Below are 15,386 nucleotides of genomic sequence, written 5' to 3'. Positions count from 1 at the left end.
GTTCCAGAGTTGAGTCAAATGCGGTCTGCAGATCGCTGCAAACACCTGTGGGAGCGAGCTTGCTCGCGAAAGCGGTGTATCAGTCGAATCGTGTTTTGAATGACAGAATGCATTCGCGAGCAAGCTCGCTCCCACAGGGATCTTCACCGCTGTGAAATTGAGGTGAATCAGTCTTTGGAATCGGCCTTCGGATCCAGGCACGACGCATCAATCAGGCAGCGATAGCTGTTCTCGCGACTGCCGCTGGCGGTGACCTTGTCGATCGACCAGCGTCCGCGCATGAAGTCCGGCCAGCTCTCATCGAGCAACAGCAGACCTTCGGCCGCCAGGCGCGGATCGCCCGGGCAGGTGATTTTCACTTTGTACTTGTGGCGCAACATCTTGCGTACTTCGCCCTCGGCTACTGCGATGGCATCCGCTTCGCTGGGCTGCTTCTGGCGCAGCGTCTTGAACGGCGCTACGCCCGTCTCGACCCAACGCAACACCCCGGCCGCCGCATCCCAGAAACAGGTCTTGCAGCCCTTGGCCTGCTCGCGGGCCGATTCTTCCAGCGTGGCGCTGATGAATGCGTGATCACCGGGACGATTGTTGTGGGTAACCGAGAGCGTCACGTCCGGCAGAATCTGCCCCGACAACGACTTGGTCTGCCCGGGCCGCGCCAGCACATAGACATCGCCATACGGCTTTGCGACGACGTTGTATTTTTTCGCCAGACGCGTGACAAACCCCATGTCGGTCTCGCTGGACTGGTCGATGTGCTCGATGCGGATCAACGACACCTCGGGCGCAACCCGTGGCGAAAAACCGTGCGACTCCACCAGCTTGCGAAATAATCCACCCAGCGTCGTTGGCCCATGACTGACGGTGCGGCGCTGCTTGAAGCCCGTTTCATCATCCTTGCTGAACGGCGCCGCTGTGGCCACCAGCGTCAGGCGAAACGGAAACAGCGTCGGCGTCAGGCGCGTCACTTTGAACAGGCCTTTATCGACCATTGCGGTTTCTCGATAACCGACTTGCAGGCCAATTTTTCCACCCAGACTCGGCAGCCCTTCAAGGCCCTCGAGATCGATGGTCAGCGTCAGCTGATCGGACTCGAAACCGGCGGCATCGATGTGCTCCCAACTGATCAGGCGTTGATTGAGCAGGGCCGCGTTGGCCCCGTAGATATTTACCGCGGGCGTAAATCCCAGTGCCATGTCACCTCCTTAATCCCAGGCCGTTACTGCTTTGACCACGGCGGGTTTCACATCCAGTTCCGGCAGCACGATCCACACGCCAGCGGGCAGAATCGGCCCGTGTTCGGCCAGGGTCGGGTTGAGCTTCCACAGCGCTTCTTCGGCAGCGTCATCACTGCGCCCGGTTTCGCGGTAGAGCAGCAGATTCACCGAATCACCGGCCACGCTTCGTGCTTTACGCATTGTTGAACTCCGCCAGTTCGATGACCCAATCGACTACCATCGCCGTACCGTCATCGATGATCTGGGTCTGGGTTTCCTGAACGCTACTGATCCGCCACAGGCCCCAGTTTCGACCAATCCCGTCGATCAACGGCAGCGGGGTGCGCAGCGCCTGCAAAGCACGCAATTCATCGAGCCGATCCATGGCTACGGCGTACATCGACTTGCCGGTAATGGTCAGGGTTTCCGGTTTCTGTCCGGTCTGGCTGGACTTGGGTTTGCTGGTGAGGATCTGTATCTCGGTCCAGCCGCCGTCAGACTTGCGCAGCAACTGGTGGTACGCAAAGTTGCGCGACAGGCCGAAGATGAAATTGCCCAGTGCCATTTGTTGTTTCATCAGGCGACTCCATCGGTCAGGGCTGCGTCGCGGCGGGTGGCGAGGGGGTTGGTACTCATTGTCGACATGAACTGAGTACTGAAATGGTTTTGCATCACTTGAGAGATCACCGCGCCGACTTTTTCCGAGCTGGCGATTTCGCTGCCGCTGATCTGAATCGACGGCGCATAGGTGATCTGCTGGTTTTGCGTCTGAGCGTTGCTCAGGTCCTTGGCCACTTGCGCGGGAGGCGCGAGTTTGTCCTCGGCAGGCTTGCCCCATTGTTCACCGACGTAAGAACCGAGCATTCCGCCCAGAGTCCCACCGAGGAATGTCCCAATACCGGGCGCAATGAAAGTACCGATCGTGGCGCCAATGGCAGTGCCGGCCAGCTCGCCGGCGGCACCTTTGACCGCTTGGTCATCGCCTTCGCGCCAACCTTTCAGTCCGGTATAGGCCGCGTGCGCAATGGCCAGCGGCGCTCCCAGTTTTACCGCCGGCAGCGCTTGGGCGATTTTTGGCATGACCTTGGCGCCAACGCTTTCGACCAAGGGCATAAGCTTGGCAACGGGCCCTTTGAGTCGCGATACCATCTCGCTGTTGCCCAAGCCATCGGTGAACAGTTTGAAGCCCATTTTGATGTCATCAAACAGAGGCGCGACCTTGGCCGTGAGCCCACCCAAACGAGTGCTCCCACTGGCGCGTGGAACTGTCGTGCGCGCCGATGTTCTGGCCGGCGTGCGTCGACCCGGTCGACGACCCGCTCGTTTGTTTTCCCGCCCGCCATCAGAGACATCGTCATCGACGATGGCATCAGCAATATCCGGGGGCAATCGCGTCGTCGCCAGACGTAACAGCTTCGCGGAAACGGTGTCGATGACTGACGCAACGCCGGTTTTCAGCGCCCCGCCAACAAAAGGAAGAGCAGCGGCACCAAGCAGAACCAATCCTGCAGTAAGGGCCGGGAAAGCCTGCGCCGCAGTACTCACGCCATTGGCCAGCGCGGTGAGCACCACTGCGGCACCATCGGCCAACGGCGCCAATGCCGTGCCGAATGCGGTGGTCATCCGGGTCAGACTCGCATCGAGCGCATTCCAGCGCCCTTGCGACGTATTGCCAAATACTTCGGCGGATTTCGCGGCTGCCCCCGAATCGGCGCCCAGTTCCGATGTCGCGTATTGGCGCTTGTCGGCCACTTGGGAGAACGCGTTTTTTACATCCTCTGGTTTCTTCAGCAGTTCAAGAACTCTGACGTCGTTTTCGCCAAACAGCGTCTTCGTCAGTGTTGCCCGTTCTTGCAGCGGTTGTTTATTGAGTGCAGCAAGCGCCGAGTTGATGGCAGCGGGAGCGTCCTTGCGCATCTCTCCTGCCAACGATTCGGGATTCAACCCTAACTGGCTCAGAGCCGTACGTTGCTCCGTCGATACATCTGCGCCCTTCGCCAGCAGCGATGTAATACCCTTCAACGCGGCGCTGGCGCCCTCCTTGTCTGCGCCACTGTTGAGCAGTGCCGCCGCAAACGCGGCCGCTTGTTCCGGAGTCATACCGGCAGTAATTGCAGCCTCGCCGGAACGTTGCACGACCGAACCGATGTCGGCGGCCTTGGCATCCAGGCCACTGTTGCCGAGATAGCTCGTTGCATCGGCCAGATCCTGGCTCTGATAGCGATCCAGCTTCAGCGATGACCGCCAGGCCGCCAACATCTCGCCAGCCGTTTTGACGTCCATACTGAACGCCGCTGCGTTGATCGCGGCATCACGGGAGAACCACTTCAGCTCGTTCGCCCGTTGCTCACCCTTGGCGCCATCGGCAATACCGGATCGTGCTCCGGCGATTTGAACTTGCAACAGGTCAGCGTTGGTGGCACCACTGGCCGCCACCTGTTTCTCGCTGGCGAGTTCCAGAGTGCTTTGTGAATGCGTTTGCAGTTGGTCGTTGCTCATCTTGAGCAACTGATTGAGTTCAACCAGCGCAGTCTCGTTGGCCATCGCCGGCTGCATCAGCTTCGGCGGCGGACGCTGCTCGATCCCGGCGTTGAGTTTTGACTTTGGTTCGCTCGTCGCGACCGGTGCAGCGCCAGCCTTGAATAGCGATTGCTGGCTTGCCAACAACTCGCGAAGCCTGATCTGTTCCTGGGTCAGCAAACGAATATCCACGCTTGCCAACGCGAGCGTCACATTCAAATCCTGCAGCGGTTTGCCGAGGTTGTCGGGCAACGAAAATCCGTCCGTTGCATTGCCGCTCTCACCGGCGTACGTGAGCGCATATTTGCTCTCTGCCATGCCGCTCTACTCCTGTTTCACGCCAAGGCGAGTGATCGCTATGTCGTAGCGGCGCAACGCCTTTTCGGCGTCCCATTCCAGAATCTCCGCTTCACTTACCGGGTAAATGAGCGGGACGATATCGAGGATTACTTCGATGTCGCGTTCCGAAAGTAGGCCGCCGGCTGGTTTAAAAAATCGTCGATGCGCACCTGCAATTGCGTCCAGTCGGGGACGGTCAGCTGGGCCAGATCGGGGATCATCAGGCCCGTGCAGTGGGCAGTGATGAATTCGGCGCGTTCCTTGGCCGTTTTCAGTTTCTTCATCACTTTGGTTGCGCGCAGCACGGGCATTTCCAGGCTCAGCGAGTCGACGGTGCGGCCGGTTACGGCGAGCGGCTGCAGCAATTGCACCTGGTCGGGATCGTTGGATTTCTCCGCGTCCTCGATCTGGTCGAGAAAGTACGAACTCGGCCGGGTCGACATCTCATGGACGTACTGGGCGATGCTCACGTAGTCCGGGCGCTTGAGCTGATCGAGTTCCTTGACCGACAGGCCGGTGGCGAGCAGCGCCAGCTCGAAGAACTGATCGTCTTCGTCATCGCCGGCGCGTTCCAGCGCTTCTTTCTGTGCGGCGTAGAGCAGCGGTTTGAGCTGGATCGTTTCGATCTGCGAACCGTCGTCGCCGGTGATTGGCGACAGCAATTCGTGTTGGGGTGGCATCCACGACATGAATGAATTCCTTGGTGATTCTTTGGGAATTATTGAAATCCCTTGTGGGAGCGGGCTTGCCCGCGATGAGGTCGGTACTTCCAACACTGAGTTGATTGACCCACCGCTATCGCGGGCAAGCCCGCTCCCACAGGTTTTGTGTGTTGTGTGCTGCCGGTTTACGGCATCAACACCGCACGCCGTGCATCACCAAGGATGTCGACGCCGTTGAGCACGAACTTCTGCGTGCGCACGTCGATGTCGATCACCGGCACGCCGTTTTCCAGGCGGTTGTAGGTGCGGCAGGACAGTTCCAGGTTGGTCTTGGGCTTCTCGCCCATTTTCACTGCGGTTTCCTCAAGGGATTTCAACTGGCCGCCGACGGTGTGGTAGGTGAACCAGGTGTTGCCATCTTGATCCTGACCGGCTTCACGCACGTTCAGCAGGATGTCGTCGCCGAGCTTCACGCCCAGCGCCAGCAGCACCTCGGCGCCGAGGCCTTGCAGGGTCAGCTTGGCGCTGAGCGCTTTGCCGCCCTTGGCCATTTCTTCGACGATGAAGCGTCCGCCGCGCATCTCTTCCATGTCGAATTCGATTTTCGGCGGGGTGAATTCCTCAACGGTCGCCGACAACGGCAGGCCTTGCAGGGTGGCCGCGATGGCCTGTCTTACGCGGTTGGTAAACATTAGAGAACGTCCTCCAGGAACTGCTCGATGATTTCATCGCGGGCGTTGAGTTGATAAACCATGTGTTCGTTCGGCGCGTAGCGGCCGTAGTCGATGACCACGTACCAGGTGCCGTTCTTGTACTTCTCGACGCTGTTGAGTTCCGGGTGCAGATACACGCTGCCGCCGGGAATGGTTTCGTCGGCGACCAGGGTCTGCAGCCAGTCGTTGATGCGCTTGACCTCCTGATCCATGAAGGATTTGGTGAGGTTCTTGGCCATGGCTTTCTGGCCGGCCTTGACCAGCTTGCGGCTGATCGCATCTTCGAGGCCGACGTAGCTGATGAACTTGCCGGTGATCGAGCGGTTACCCAGCAGCGAGAAGCCGCCGAGCACGGTGCGGGCGTAGTAGCTGACGCCGTAACGGTTGAGCAGATCGCCTTCGGTGGACGTGTCGAGGATGTTGTACTCGACGACCCGCGAAACGTCTTCGGCGAAGGTCACCTGGTTGCCCGGGCTCTCCCACGGCTTGACCTTGGCCAGCGCGGCAATCGCCAGACTGGACGGCGACAGGAAAACGTTTTTCTTCGCTGCTTTCGAATACACCGCGGGCATGTTGTGCACCACCAGGCAACGGTCGAAACCGAGTTCGGCGCCGCCGAGTTCCTGGCTGTACAGCACCTGATCGGCCACCGACACATCCTTGCCGTCCAGCACCACGCGGGCCTTGATGCGCTTGCCGAACGAGGCGAACTCACCGGCCACCGCTTTGCTGCCGGTGAAGCCCGGCGCGCCGATGATGGTCAGGTCTTCCGGGACACTGCCCAGCGCCGCCAGACCGAGCTTGCGGCCAGTGGCCGGCTCGACACCGCCGATCACCGCGTTGACCGTATCGGCCGGGGTCGCGCCTGCTTCGACGATGACCACGTAAACCGGCACTTTCACCACTTTGAGGATCTGGTAAACGGCGTGATACAGCGTGCCCTCTTCCGATCCGGTTGGATCGAGCAGCGCGTGGGTGGTGAAACTGTTGATGCGAAACGGTGCGTTACGCGGAATCAGCGGATCGGCATTCGGCGCGGTGCCGACCAGACCGATAACGTTGTCACCCAGGCCACCCATGGCCTCGGGGGATTCAGTGGCATTGACGGTAATGCCGTTGTGCTCGAAGTTCAGAACCTCAGCCATGTTCAGTCAGCCTTCTTGGCAGCGGCCTTTTTGGCCTGGGTGATAGGGGTTTTCGGCTCAAGTCGACCGGCAAAGTGCAAGGCACTGGCCTCGACGTCGAGCAGATCGAGTTCTTGACCAACGCTCGACCAATGCCCACCGCCGGTGGGGAATGGGACGAGCACGGTGTAGGTTTGGCGGGTTGCCATGTGTAGTTGCTCCAGAGACGAAAAAGCCCCTTCATGGAAGGGGCCAGGTAGATGATCAGCCGATAACAAAACGCCCCGACGATGCGGGGCGCTTCTTATTGCGGCAGGCCGGCGAGCCATGTCGGCGCAACCGGCCGGTGTTCGCTCAACGGCAATTCGCCACCGGCCGGCCAGATACGCAAGTCGTGACGATAGGTTTGCAGCTCAATGTATTGCGCTGGAGTCAACAGGGTCGGCCAACGCTCGATTTCGTCACGGTAGCGAGTTACAACGCTGTCGGTGGCTGCAATCTGCATGTTGCGCCAGGAGCGCTCATAGCCCTCCAGCTCTTCAGGTGTTGGCCCCGGTCGATCAGCCAGCACCGGATAGCCCTCTTCGTTCATGACGATCATTTTGCCAAGAGACAGACCGTTCAATAGCTCAAGCCAATATTCGCGAGAAATCTCAACGGCATCGCTTGGTATTTCCATATGAATGGAAGGATCGTAGAAACCTTGCATTGATGGTGAATAAAACATGGGTTCTTCCTTGTTTGATGTTTGAAAATCCAATCCGCCGATTTGGGCGGCCAGGTGTGAAAACGCCTCACGGTGTGGGGGCGCTTAGTAATGCACTGCAATAGGTTGGCGCGACATCGATGTCGGCGAACTTAAGCTCTGAGCAGCAACTCAGCCGGCAGCGACGCTGGCCACCCCTCTTCAAGCATGGTGGAGGCGAAGTTTCCCGCCTCAACGGCATGAAGCAGTGTCAGTTCCCGGTCAAAACATGCCTGAACATGTGCGCGGACCCCTTTCGCAATGGCGAGAATCTGCTCCGCGTCGATATCGACGAAACCATCGAGAGTTTTGAAGTTGCAGCGATACTGCGTCTCGATGATCGCCGAGAGGCCCGCGCTGGCAATCAGCGCCTGGCTATCGCGTGTCGTCTCGATGTACAAACCGTCAACCTCGACGCCTGCGGTTTCCCGGCGAAAACGTTCTGCAGCAATTAACTGCGCAAAGTCCACCTGGAGCTCAAAAGGGACTTTGGTAAGAGTCCCGTCGATCAGACGCCATTGCCCCGTCAAGTCCGTCGCGGATTGAAGCCAGAGTTCTTCACTGATGCCTATCGCCCCTTCTGGAATATCGCAAATTCCCAGAATCAGGCGCTCCCTGATATGACCCGACTCATCGAATGTCATGTATTTGTTAGTCATTTGTTTTCCCCTTAGCAACCAATTGCGAGCCATCGAGTTGAAGTTCCGGAAGAAGATCGAACCGTAAAGCCCGCCTTGTTCAGCGCGCCCATCGCAACGAAGCCGACGGATCCGGAACCGGGGGTATAGTCACTGAGCGCCACGGCTGACAGCGCAGCAGTAGGAAACGTGAGAGGAAAAGCAATGGTTTGGTCAGCTGTATTAGAAACAATGCTGTACACCCCCCACTGAATAGTGAAGCCACCCAGCCAGGACGGGAAAACGCAGTAACCGATGCCGCTTTTCTGAAACTGAAAGCCCCACGTCAGTTTTTTCGGCGTGACGATAACGCTGTCATCGGCACCAGCATTGGTCTGTGCCAAGGTGGCAACTTTTGCTGTGCCTTGATTCGATTCGGATGCTTGCTGTGCCAGAGCGGTCAGTCCTGCTACATCAAGGCTTCCGCTATTGATCGGGGCGTTCCAGGCTTTAATGCACCACATTACCGCAAGGTTGCGTGGACGGGTTTCTGCGGAGGTGCGCGCCACCCTGGAAGCATCAAAGGAAACGGCGTGATAGGCGTCCCTCTGACTAACCGGGTTCGGTGCGGTGTTCAGGTTCGTTCTGGAAAAGGCGCCACTGGCTGAGGTGATGTCCAGATATCCGTCAAAGACACCGGTAATATTCTGCAGGCTGTCTAATTGACTGCTACCGATTGCCCGGCCGGCATCCACCCCGCGCCCATGATCCCAGCCACGAAGAAACTCACCACGCGATTCTGGCAAGCGGAAGTTGCCTGCTCCTTCGTTTCCCTTGTTGTAAGTGGTACCGAGAAAAGCCGCCAGATCCGGATAAGCCGCAATGCTCTGCACACTACCGTCGAGCTCGAGATATCCAGGCGCTACGATACCTGTCGGGAAAGCTAGAACAGCGCCCACTGGAACGGCAGACTTCAACCGTTCAACTTCCTTCGCCAGCGCGGCGACATCAATGGTTCCCTGATTGACCGGAGCGTTCCAGGCTTTGATGCACCACATCACGGCGATGTTACGGGGGCGGGTTTCACTTCCGCCGCTTGATGAAATATAGCTCTGCCCTCCTCCGGAACCCGCGTACGCCGCACCGCTCCCACCGCGATCACCAGCCGCTGAGTTGACAATTCCAAGTACGGTTCCAGAACCGACTGCGCCATTTGCGAATAATGCGCTGTGGGAGTGAGCCTTGATCTCATCCCCTTGAGACGATCCTATCTCTCGACCGGCATCCACCTCCCGCCCATGATCCCAACCCCGCAAAAACTCCCCACGCGCCTCAGGCAGTCGGAAATTACCAACTCCCTCATCGCCCTTGTTGAACTTGCCGCCCAGATAAGCGCTCAAGTCCGGGTAAGTCGCGGTGCTCTTGACGCTGTTATCCAGCTCCAAAAACCCGGGTGGTGGCGCATCAACCGGGAACGCCACAATCGATCCCACCGGCAGCGCCGAAGCCTTGGCAATCAGCGCTTCAACTTCAGCCTTGGTGTACGAATCCTTGATACCAAAACCGGCCAGCGTTTCAGGGTTGGACCCAGCGGTAGCGCGGCCATATTCATCAACCGTCACGCTCTTGTAAGTCCCCGCAGCAATCCCGGTTCGCCCGGCCAGCATCTTGAATGTCAGCGCGGTCGTGCCGAGGGTAATCGGTGCATTGGTGGTCAGGTGCCACAGCGAATCTCCGTTCGCCACGCCCTCCTCCACCATCACCGTCAGACCCGGGGTAACCTTGGCGCTGCTGTTGGCGTCGGTCGCCCGCTGCCAGTCACCATTGGCGACGATCCACAGGCCGTTGTCCTTGGCCAGCGTCTGGCTCGGCAGCAGCACGCGATCGCCGGCAACCACGGCAGCACCATCGATCTGCTGGGCGCCTTTCAGTACGACGTTGCCAGTCGCAGCGACGCGCACCGACTGCTTGCCATCGAGCTTGCCGAGTTCTTCGGCCAGATAACTCATGACCCAGGCACGGGTCGCCTTGACCACCGTGTCATCAATCAACAACGTCACCAGCGACGCATTACTCGTCTCGAAAATCGAACGAATGTAGAACTCTTTACCCGAACCCGAGGTGGCGAGAACCGGTTTGAACGACTCCGGATATTTGACGATGGCGTAAAGAATCCCGGTGTCAGTCCACAGCCCTGCTTCCCGCACATACCAACCGCCAACATCCGGCGGAATGGTCACTTCCGCAAGCAGCCAGCTCGGGTTTTTCTCATCCTGGAACAGTGCGTTGAGTGGCCCGCGCCAGACTTCGCGTTTCAGCGCAGTCGCGGTGGCGGACGGGTTGTAGACCGCGCCGCCGCCGTCGCCGACCGAAATCTGCGTCAACTTGATCGGCACACCTGCAGCCTTGCATGCCGTTTCGTAGGCAATCCCTGCGTTGGTGAGCAGGGTGTAATAGTCAGCCATTCAGGCCCCCTGAGGATAGATAGTGGATGTTTCGACGGTGTACATGCCGGCAGCCATGAACGCCTCTCCCGAGGTTTCAAGCCCTTCGATGAACACCGGATAAACCGTGCTCAGCTCACCGCAGAACGTCGCGGCGCCGATGACGTGACTGCCAAACGCGCTCAAACCCACCGACACCGAAAGAATGTCCCGCTCGCTTTTGGCATCGGCCAGACGGCGGTCGAGACGTGCATCGATTTCTTCGCTATAGGGTTGTTCGCTGAAGGCACGCACGGAAAAGCTGTACGGCGCGCCGGACGGTGTTTGTTCGTACCAAGCGCGGATCTCGGGTCTTAATTGCAAACCCTTGGCGGCGTTTTCCAGGGCCTTGCGAGTGCCGGCCTGGCGCGCGGTGGGCCAGGCCAGTTCGACGGTGAGGCGCTTCTCCGCCACCGGCGCATCAGTGCTCCATTCGGCGACGCCACGATCGGCAGCCAGATAAGGCAGGAAGGCCACCGGCGTTTCGCTGGGATTCATCAGTTCCGGGAACGGCGGTGCGATGCGATCGAGCAAGGCGCCGAAGCCCAGATCCAGTCCGCGCTCAAGTGCCGAGCTGTTGGCTGGCAGTAAGGTCGGGCGCTGAGTTTTTTCACTCATAGCGTCAGCACCTCGACTTCGACCGCGGTGCAATAAGGCGCCTGAAAAGCGGTGGTGACGATCGGCGCCAGCGGTTCGAGAATCTGCAGTTGTACGGCGCCGGCGCTGTGCAACGTGTAGTCGATCCAGCTCGGATCGACCCGACCCTCGAGGCGATGGCAACTGTCGGCATACGCCTGCAATTGTGCTTGCGCGGCGACCCTGGTCAGGCCCGAATCAGGGCCGGAATTGATCTTGGCAATGACGCGGATTTTGTAGCGCTGGATCTCGGCAGCCTTGACGGTGACGAGGTCGGTTTCCGGGCGCACATCCGGTCGGGCAAAGTGCTGACGGACGCCTTCGAGCAACGCTTCGGAGGGTGTGCCATCGCCTTCTCGCGAAAGCACGGTGACCTGCACTTCGCCCGGCGCGGTGCGCCGTCCATTGCCATCCTTGACCTGCGCGGCGAGGCCGTCGGGATCGAAGGTGTAGGTGACGTTTACCACGCCGGAATCAGTGGACTCAACCTGCACCGTGGGCCGCTCGCCGAGGGTGAACACCTCGCGGCGATACTGCATCCGCGAACCCGCCGCCGGTGCATGGGGCGCGAGGTAATAACGCAGCCGAGCGTCGTCATCACTTTCATAAATCGCCGGTACCGGCGGGAATGCGGCCGGGTCGCCGGGATCGAGCAATTGCCGCTCAAGGCCCATGTCCGCCAGCCGCGCATCCAGATTGCTGCCGGTCGCCCACCACGCCAGCATCTGCTTGATGCGTGCGTTGTATTTGCGCTCATGGGTTTGCAGACGCACGCAGAACGCTTCCAGCGCCAGGGTGAGCAATTCGCTTTCGTTTTCCAGACTCGCCTTGAGTTTGACGGCGCTGGCCGGCGAGCGAGCACCGACGTATTCGATGACGAAACTCTTGAACTCGGCGAGCAAGTCTTCGAACGCTTCGAGCGTGATCAGCGCGGGTTCGGCCAACTGATTCTGGCCGGGGATCAACATGCTCATGTCAGCACCTCGAAGGTTTGTTGACGGTTTTTCCAGGTGCCGGCAAAGCGCAGCAGCAGGCCATCGCCGTGACGGCTGGCGACAATCACTTGCGGCTGAAAATCGTCGATGCCGTTTTGCTGGTTGTAAAACGCTTGCGCGGCGTGGCTCTGCGCCAGAAGCAGAACGTCGTCACCAAGGTTCTGGCCCAGCAGCGTGGGAATCAACGACCCGTATAAAGGGCGTTTTTGCCGGGTGCCGAGCGGCGTGGTCAGGGCTCGGGTCGCGCGCTGCACAAACTGCAGCCAGTCGTCGACCGTGGCCCCGCTGTCTCTATCGATTCCGATCATGGGAGGCTCTTGAATCAGGGGCTGATGACGCGGCCCTGGTGATCGACCAAGGGGCCGCTGAAGTGCACGCCCGAGGCGTCGATGCTCAGGCCGACGGCGCCCAGTTGCAGGGTGATCAGTTGTGGCGTCATGGCCAGACGTGCAGGGCCGATGCTCAGTTCGAGCGACTCGCGAGACCCGTTGAATTGCGCGGGTCCGTTCAGCCAGTGCAAGGCGTGGCTAGCGTCGTCGTAACCGCTTTCGCTGCCGTCCTGATGCACCCGACGGGTCAGCGTCGGCACAGTAGAGGCGGGAGGAAAGCGGTCACTGTTCAAGCCGAACAACGCGACACTCTGCGCACCGCTTTCACCGCTGCCATAGTTGAACAGCAGGCACTGCTCGCCCACCGTGGGGATGCGCGATTCGCTTTGCGCACCGGCGCTAGGGTTGAAGAACTTGATCGCCGGGGTGAGCAATCCACCGTGGCTGACCTGGCATGTATTGCTCGCCGCATCAATTGACTGGCAGATGCCAATGCGACAGAAACTCTCGGCGCGGCGGTGCAAGTCTTCGATTTCCGCTTCCATTTCCGCCAGACGCTCAATGATCGGGCCAAGCTGCATACGCAGTAATGCATCGAACATCGGTCAGCCCTCCAGCGCGGTGTACTGGTCCGGGTCGTCGATGTTGCTGACTTCCCAGGTGCGAGCGAATTTCGGCATGCCCAGCGGATCGTCGAGCAAGGTCGGGCCGAGGTAGAGTGTCTGGTTGAACGTCAGGGTCCAGGCTTTGTATTGCTGATCGCCACGGATGAGCAATGACGGCAAGCCATCGATATTCAGGGGCAGATCGCATTGATCGCCGGGTAATCCCCAGCGGTTGTCGGTGATCAGGTTTTTCAGCACTGCGATCAGATCGCACGCTGCAAAAGCGGTCGCTGAAAGCGCCGGGATGACTTGCAGTGACAACGTCATGACATGAGCGATACGCCCATCAGCGCCGCGCACGCCGGACGCGTTCCGGTCAAAGTCGATCAGTGCCCAGGCTTGAGCGCCCGCCGCTGTGAAATCAGCGTGACTACCGACATTGAGGTTGAGACCGGCGGTGTTGCGCAGTGTCGTCGCGATGGCTGTGAACAGTTGCGACGGCTGCTGGATCGGTGTGGGCATACATGACCTCCTTTTCAATCGTCCACGTGCAGCCCTGCCGCCGACATGGCGGCACGGAAAAATATTCAGGGTTAAGGCTGGTCGCGCGGCGGTACTTCGCAGACGCCGATGCGCTTGGCCGCCCAGCGTTCGTAAAGGCCTATGGCGACATCAGCGCCGGCCATCGCCGTCAGGCAGCCAAAAGCGCCAGCGGCCCAGATCGACATGCCGGCGGCATACAGCAGCATGATTGCCGACACGCCGCAGATCATGCAGGCGCCGGAACGCAGAGCCAGACGCCGCACCAGCGACCAGCCGCGTGCGCCCTCCTTGTCGGCGCGCCACATTTCGCCGGACACCCCGCCGACGACGGCGAGGAGGATGACCAGCCAGATCGGCATGTCCGCCAACGCTTGTTGCTCGTTTGTCATGTCACGCCTCCGTGGGTGATTGATGAGAGATGGGTTGGGTTCAAACGGTTTCTCTTGAGGCAGGCATTCCAAAAAGCCCGGCGCTTGTACACCGGGCTTTTCAGTAATGCGCTCCTTCGCCTTCCTTCCAATCCTGTGTTCGAGAAGGAAGCTGACTTTTCGGCGCTACTGGCGCGGTACGAGTCCATTCAGATTGTTTTTCCGACCGCGGTCCCTGCCCGCCGGATAACTGCTTCTGGTGCTTTACGCTGCACACCCGGGCCAGTTGCCAACCCTCTGAACCGTTGAGGCCGGTTCATCGCTGCCTGTTCTTGTGGAACTAAAGAGCTTGTCTTGCCAGCCGCTTTGTCGAGCGGCTTGGTGGCAAGAATATGCATGGATGCATATACAGTCAATGCGCAAATGCATTTATTTATGCATTAAATTTGCGCGTATGCATGAAACCCATGCGGGCCAAGGGGTGGGGAGATTTCTGCAGGCGAAAAAAAACCTGCCGAAGGGGCAGGTTTCAGTTGGATGAACGAGTGTTAGCGGGCGTACATGCCCCACCAGAAGACGTGACCGAGGATGACGATCTGCTCTTCCTGGATTTCCTGGAAGCTATAGTCCTCGTCCGGATGCTCGTCGCGATTGAAGCTGCGCAGACGGATGCCGGTGGGCAGGCGATAGAGTTGTTTCACGCGCAGCTGGCCGTTGTGATTGATCGCATACAGATCGCCATCGATGATGTCGCCGATGCCGCACTTGCCGGCGTTGACGCCGACGGTGGCGCCATCGCGAAGAACAGGCAACATGCTGTTGCCGCGCACCGTCACGCATTTGGCCTGGTCGAATTGCACGCCGTTGTGGCGCAGGCTGCGCTTGCCGAAGCGCAGGCTAGAGCGCTCGCTCTCTTCGATGACGAATCTTCCTGATCCAGCAGCCAATTCAACCTCGCGTAGAAAGGGCACCGACACCTCGTCGTCATCGACGGGCGTGTCGTCGTCCCACAGGCTTATGTCCTTGAGTTCCGCATGCACGTCAGCGCGAGTGCCGCCGGTCGTTGGCGCGACGTCCGCGCGCCCGCGCAACTGATCGGTGCTGACGTTGAAATACTCGGCGATCTTCGAGATGTGTTTATCCGAAGGATCGACAATCTTCCCGCTGAGAATCCGCGAGAGCGTTGATTGAGGCACGCCGGTGCGACGGTGGAGCTCCGTGGGGGAGATCCCGTGCTGGTCGAGCAGTGCTCTTAAGACGGAGGAAACGTTGCGTTTTTGCATAACGCGCATAGTGCTTGAAGTTTTTCGCGAAGACAAATGCTGATTTGCATAAATAATGCATAGATCAACTTTTCTCTGCAAGTAAACGCTCTCCCGACCGCAGTGCCTGCGTCGGGCAGACTGCCCATGGTAACCTTGCGCCCATCGCGGAAAAGCCCGGCCACTGCCCGCGCTTTGCCCTACATCTTTTAACGAGTTGCCCGACAA

General features: G+C 59.4%; 18 protein-coding genes. All 18 read right to left on the bottom strand.

Going from position 1 to position 15,386, the window contains the following annotated elements:
* Positions 1-167: 167 nt before the first annotated feature.
* Positions 168-1,196: a hypothetical protein gene (locus OK411_RS06705; protein ID WP_016771431.1), complete on the bottom strand. Its 1,029-nt coding sequence runs from the start codon at positions 1,194-1,196 to the stop codon at positions 168-170.
* A 9-nt stretch (positions 1,197-1,205) separates the two neighbouring features.
* On the bottom strand, positions 1,206-1,418 hold the full coding sequence (locus OK411_RS06700; RefSeq protein WP_016771432.1) for a tail protein X: 213 nt from the start codon (positions 1,416-1,418) through the stop codon (positions 1,206-1,208).
* The gene (locus OK411_RS06695; RefSeq protein WP_016771433.1) at positions 1,411-1,794 is read right to left on the bottom strand and encodes a phage tail protein; all 384 of its coding nucleotides are present in this window, start codon (positions 1,792-1,794) and stop codon (positions 1,411-1,413) included. The genes OK411_RS06700 and OK411_RS06695 overlap by 8 nt, the downstream gene beginning before the upstream one ends.
* Positions 1,794-4,055: a phage tail tape measure protein gene (locus OK411_RS06690; RefSeq protein WP_264364610.1), complete on the bottom strand. Its 2,262-nt coding sequence runs from the start codon at positions 4,053-4,055 to the stop codon at positions 1,794-1,796. The genes OK411_RS06695 and OK411_RS06690 overlap by 1 nt, the downstream gene beginning before the upstream one ends.
* A gap of 128 nt (positions 4,056-4,183) precedes the next feature.
* Positions 4,184-4,765 carry a phage tail assembly protein gene (locus OK411_RS06685; protein ID WP_125925202.1) on the bottom strand — a complete coding sequence of 194 codons (582 nt, stop codon included), beginning with the start codon at positions 4,763-4,765 and terminating at the stop codon, positions 4,184-4,186.
* Between the two features lie 158 nt (positions 4,766-4,923).
* On the bottom strand, positions 4,924-5,430 hold the full coding sequence (locus tag OK411_RS06680; protein ID WP_016771436.1) for a phage major tail tube protein: 507 nt from the start codon (positions 5,428-5,430) through the stop codon (positions 4,924-4,926).
* Positions 5,430-6,596 carry a phage tail protein gene (locus OK411_RS06675; protein ID WP_264364609.1) on the bottom strand — a complete coding sequence of 389 codons (1,167 nt, stop codon included), beginning with the start codon at positions 6,594-6,596 and terminating at the stop codon, positions 5,430-5,432. The genes OK411_RS06680 and OK411_RS06675 overlap by 1 nt, the downstream gene beginning before the upstream one ends.
* 2 nt (positions 6,597-6,598) lie before the next feature.
* Entirely contained in the window at positions 6,599-6,784 is a 186-nt protein-coding gene (locus tag OK411_RS06670; RefSeq protein WP_039762525.1) for a hypothetical protein, read from the bottom strand.
* Between the two features lie 95 nt (positions 6,785-6,879).
* A complete protein-coding gene (locus tag OK411_RS06665; protein ID WP_024011849.1) occupies positions 6,880-7,302 on the bottom strand; it encodes a hypothetical protein in 423 nt (140 codons plus the stop codon).
* Between the two features lie 131 nt (positions 7,303-7,433).
* A complete protein-coding gene (locus tag OK411_RS06660; RefSeq protein WP_016771440.1) occupies positions 7,434-7,979 on the bottom strand; it encodes a DUF4376 domain-containing protein in 546 nt (181 codons plus the stop codon).
* Between the two features lie 11 nt (positions 7,980-7,990).
* Entirely contained in the window at positions 7,991-10,402 is a 2,412-nt protein-coding gene (locus OK411_RS06655) for a phage tail protein (RefSeq protein WP_264364608.1), read from the bottom strand.
* Positions 10,403-11,038, bottom strand: a complete 636-nt coding sequence (locus OK411_RS06650) for a phage tail protein I (protein ID WP_264364607.1) — start codon at positions 11,036-11,038, stop codon at positions 10,403-10,405. It lies immediately after the preceding gene.
* Positions 11,035-12,030 (bottom strand): baseplate J/gp47 family protein, encoded by a 996-nt coding sequence (locus tag OK411_RS06645; protein WP_264364606.1) that lies wholly within the window; start codon positions 12,028-12,030, stop codon positions 11,035-11,037. Before OK411_RS06645 ends, OK411_RS06650 begins: the two co-directional genes overlap by 4 nt.
* Positions 12,027-12,359: a phage baseplate protein gene (locus OK411_RS06640; protein ID WP_217879416.1), complete on the bottom strand. Its 333-nt coding sequence runs from the start codon at positions 12,357-12,359 to the stop codon at positions 12,027-12,029. Before OK411_RS06640 ends, OK411_RS06645 begins: the two co-directional genes overlap by 4 nt.
* Positions 12,360-12,373: 14 nt before the next feature.
* Positions 12,374-12,982: a phage baseplate assembly protein V gene (locus OK411_RS06635; RefSeq protein ID WP_125925199.1), complete on the bottom strand. Its 609-nt coding sequence runs from the start codon at positions 12,980-12,982 to the stop codon at positions 12,374-12,376.
* 3 nt (positions 12,983-12,985) lie between these two features.
* Entirely contained in the window at positions 12,986-13,507 is a 522-nt protein-coding gene (locus OK411_RS06630) for a hypothetical protein (protein ID WP_136492051.1), read from the bottom strand.
* 71 nt (positions 13,508-13,578) lie between these two features.
* The gene (locus tag OK411_RS06625; RefSeq protein WP_024011844.1) at positions 13,579-13,917 is read right to left on the bottom strand and encodes a phage holin family protein; all 339 of its coding nucleotides are present in this window, start codon (positions 13,915-13,917) and stop codon (positions 13,579-13,581) included.
* Positions 13,918-14,444: 527 nt separating this feature from the next.
* Complete coding sequence (locus tag OK411_RS06620; protein ID WP_110600122.1) at positions 14,445-15,188, bottom strand: helix-turn-helix transcriptional regulator; 744 nt, start codon at positions 15,186-15,188, stop codon at positions 14,445-14,447.
* Between the last annotated feature and the right edge of the window lie 198 nt (positions 15,189-15,386).

The sequence above is a fragment of the Pseudomonas sp. RG1 genome, assembly GCF_025910115.1.
GTDB classification, from domain to species: domain Bacteria; phylum Pseudomonadota; class Gammaproteobacteria; order Pseudomonadales; family Pseudomonadaceae; genus Aquipseudomonas; species Aquipseudomonas atacamensis.
This window is presented reverse-complemented; position numbering and strand designations above follow the sequence as displayed.

Bases quoted from the DNA above. Each gene is read 5' to 3' on its own strand.
- OK411_RS06705 (WP_016771431.1), bottom strand. From the start codon at position 1,196: ATGGCACTGGGATTTACGCCCGCGGTAAATATCTACGGGGCCAACGCG.
- OK411_RS06700 (WP_016771432.1), bottom strand. From the start codon at position 1,418: ATGCGTAAAGCACGAAGCGTGGCCGGTGATTCGGTGAATCTGCTGCTC.
- OK411_RS06695 (WP_016771433.1), bottom strand. From the start codon at position 1,794: ATGAAACAACAAATGGCACTGGGCAATTTCATCTTCGGCCTGTCGCGC.
- OK411_RS06690 (WP_264364610.1), bottom strand. From the start codon at position 4,055: ATGGCAGAGAGCAAATATGCGCTCACGTACGCCGGTGAGAGCGGCAAT.
- OK411_RS06685 (WP_125925202.1), bottom strand. From the start codon at position 4,765: ATGTCGTGGATGCCACCCCAACACGAATTGCTGTCGCCAATCACCGGC.
- OK411_RS06680 (WP_016771436.1), bottom strand. From the start codon at position 5,430: ATGTTTACCAACCGCGTAAGACAGGCCATCGCGGCCACCCTGCAAGGC.
- OK411_RS06675 (WP_264364609.1), bottom strand. From the start codon at position 6,596: ATGGCTGAGGTTCTGAACTTCGAGCACAACGGCATTACCGTCAATGCC.
- OK411_RS06670 (WP_039762525.1), bottom strand. From the start codon at position 6,784: ATGGCAACCCGCCAAACCTACACCGTGCTCGTCCCATTCCCCACCGGC.
- OK411_RS06665 (WP_024011849.1), bottom strand. From the start codon at position 7,302: ATGTTTTATTCACCATCAATGCAAGGTTTCTACGATCCTTCCATTCAT.
- OK411_RS06660 (WP_016771440.1), bottom strand. From the start codon at position 7,979: ATGACTAACAAATACATGACATTCGATGAGTCGGGTCATATCAGGGAG.
- OK411_RS06655 (WP_264364608.1), bottom strand. From the start codon at position 10,402: ATGGCTGACTATTACACCCTGCTCACCAACGCAGGGATTGCCTACGAA.
- OK411_RS06650 (WP_264364607.1), bottom strand. From the start codon at position 11,038: ATGAGTGAAAAAACTCAGCGCCCGACCTTACTGCCAGCCAACAGCTCG.
- OK411_RS06645 (WP_264364606.1), bottom strand. From the start codon at position 12,030: ATGAGCATGTTGATCCCCGGCCAGAATCAGTTGGCCGAACCCGCGCTG.
- OK411_RS06640 (WP_217879416.1), bottom strand. From the start codon at position 12,359: ATGATCGGAATCGATAGAGACAGCGGGGCCACGGTCGACGACTGGCTG.
- OK411_RS06635 (WP_125925199.1), bottom strand. From the start codon at position 12,982: ATGTTCGATGCATTACTGCGTATGCAGCTTGGCCCGATCATTGAGCGT.
- OK411_RS06630 (WP_136492051.1), bottom strand. From the start codon at position 13,507: ATGCCCACACCGATCCAGCAGCCGTCGCAACTGTTCACAGCCATCGCG.
- OK411_RS06625 (WP_024011844.1), bottom strand. From the start codon at position 13,917: ATGACAAACGAGCAACAAGCGTTGGCGGACATGCCGATCTGGCTGGTC.
- OK411_RS06620 (WP_110600122.1), bottom strand. From the start codon at position 15,188: ATGCGCGTTATGCAAAAACGCAACGTTTCCTCCGTCTTAAGAGCACTG.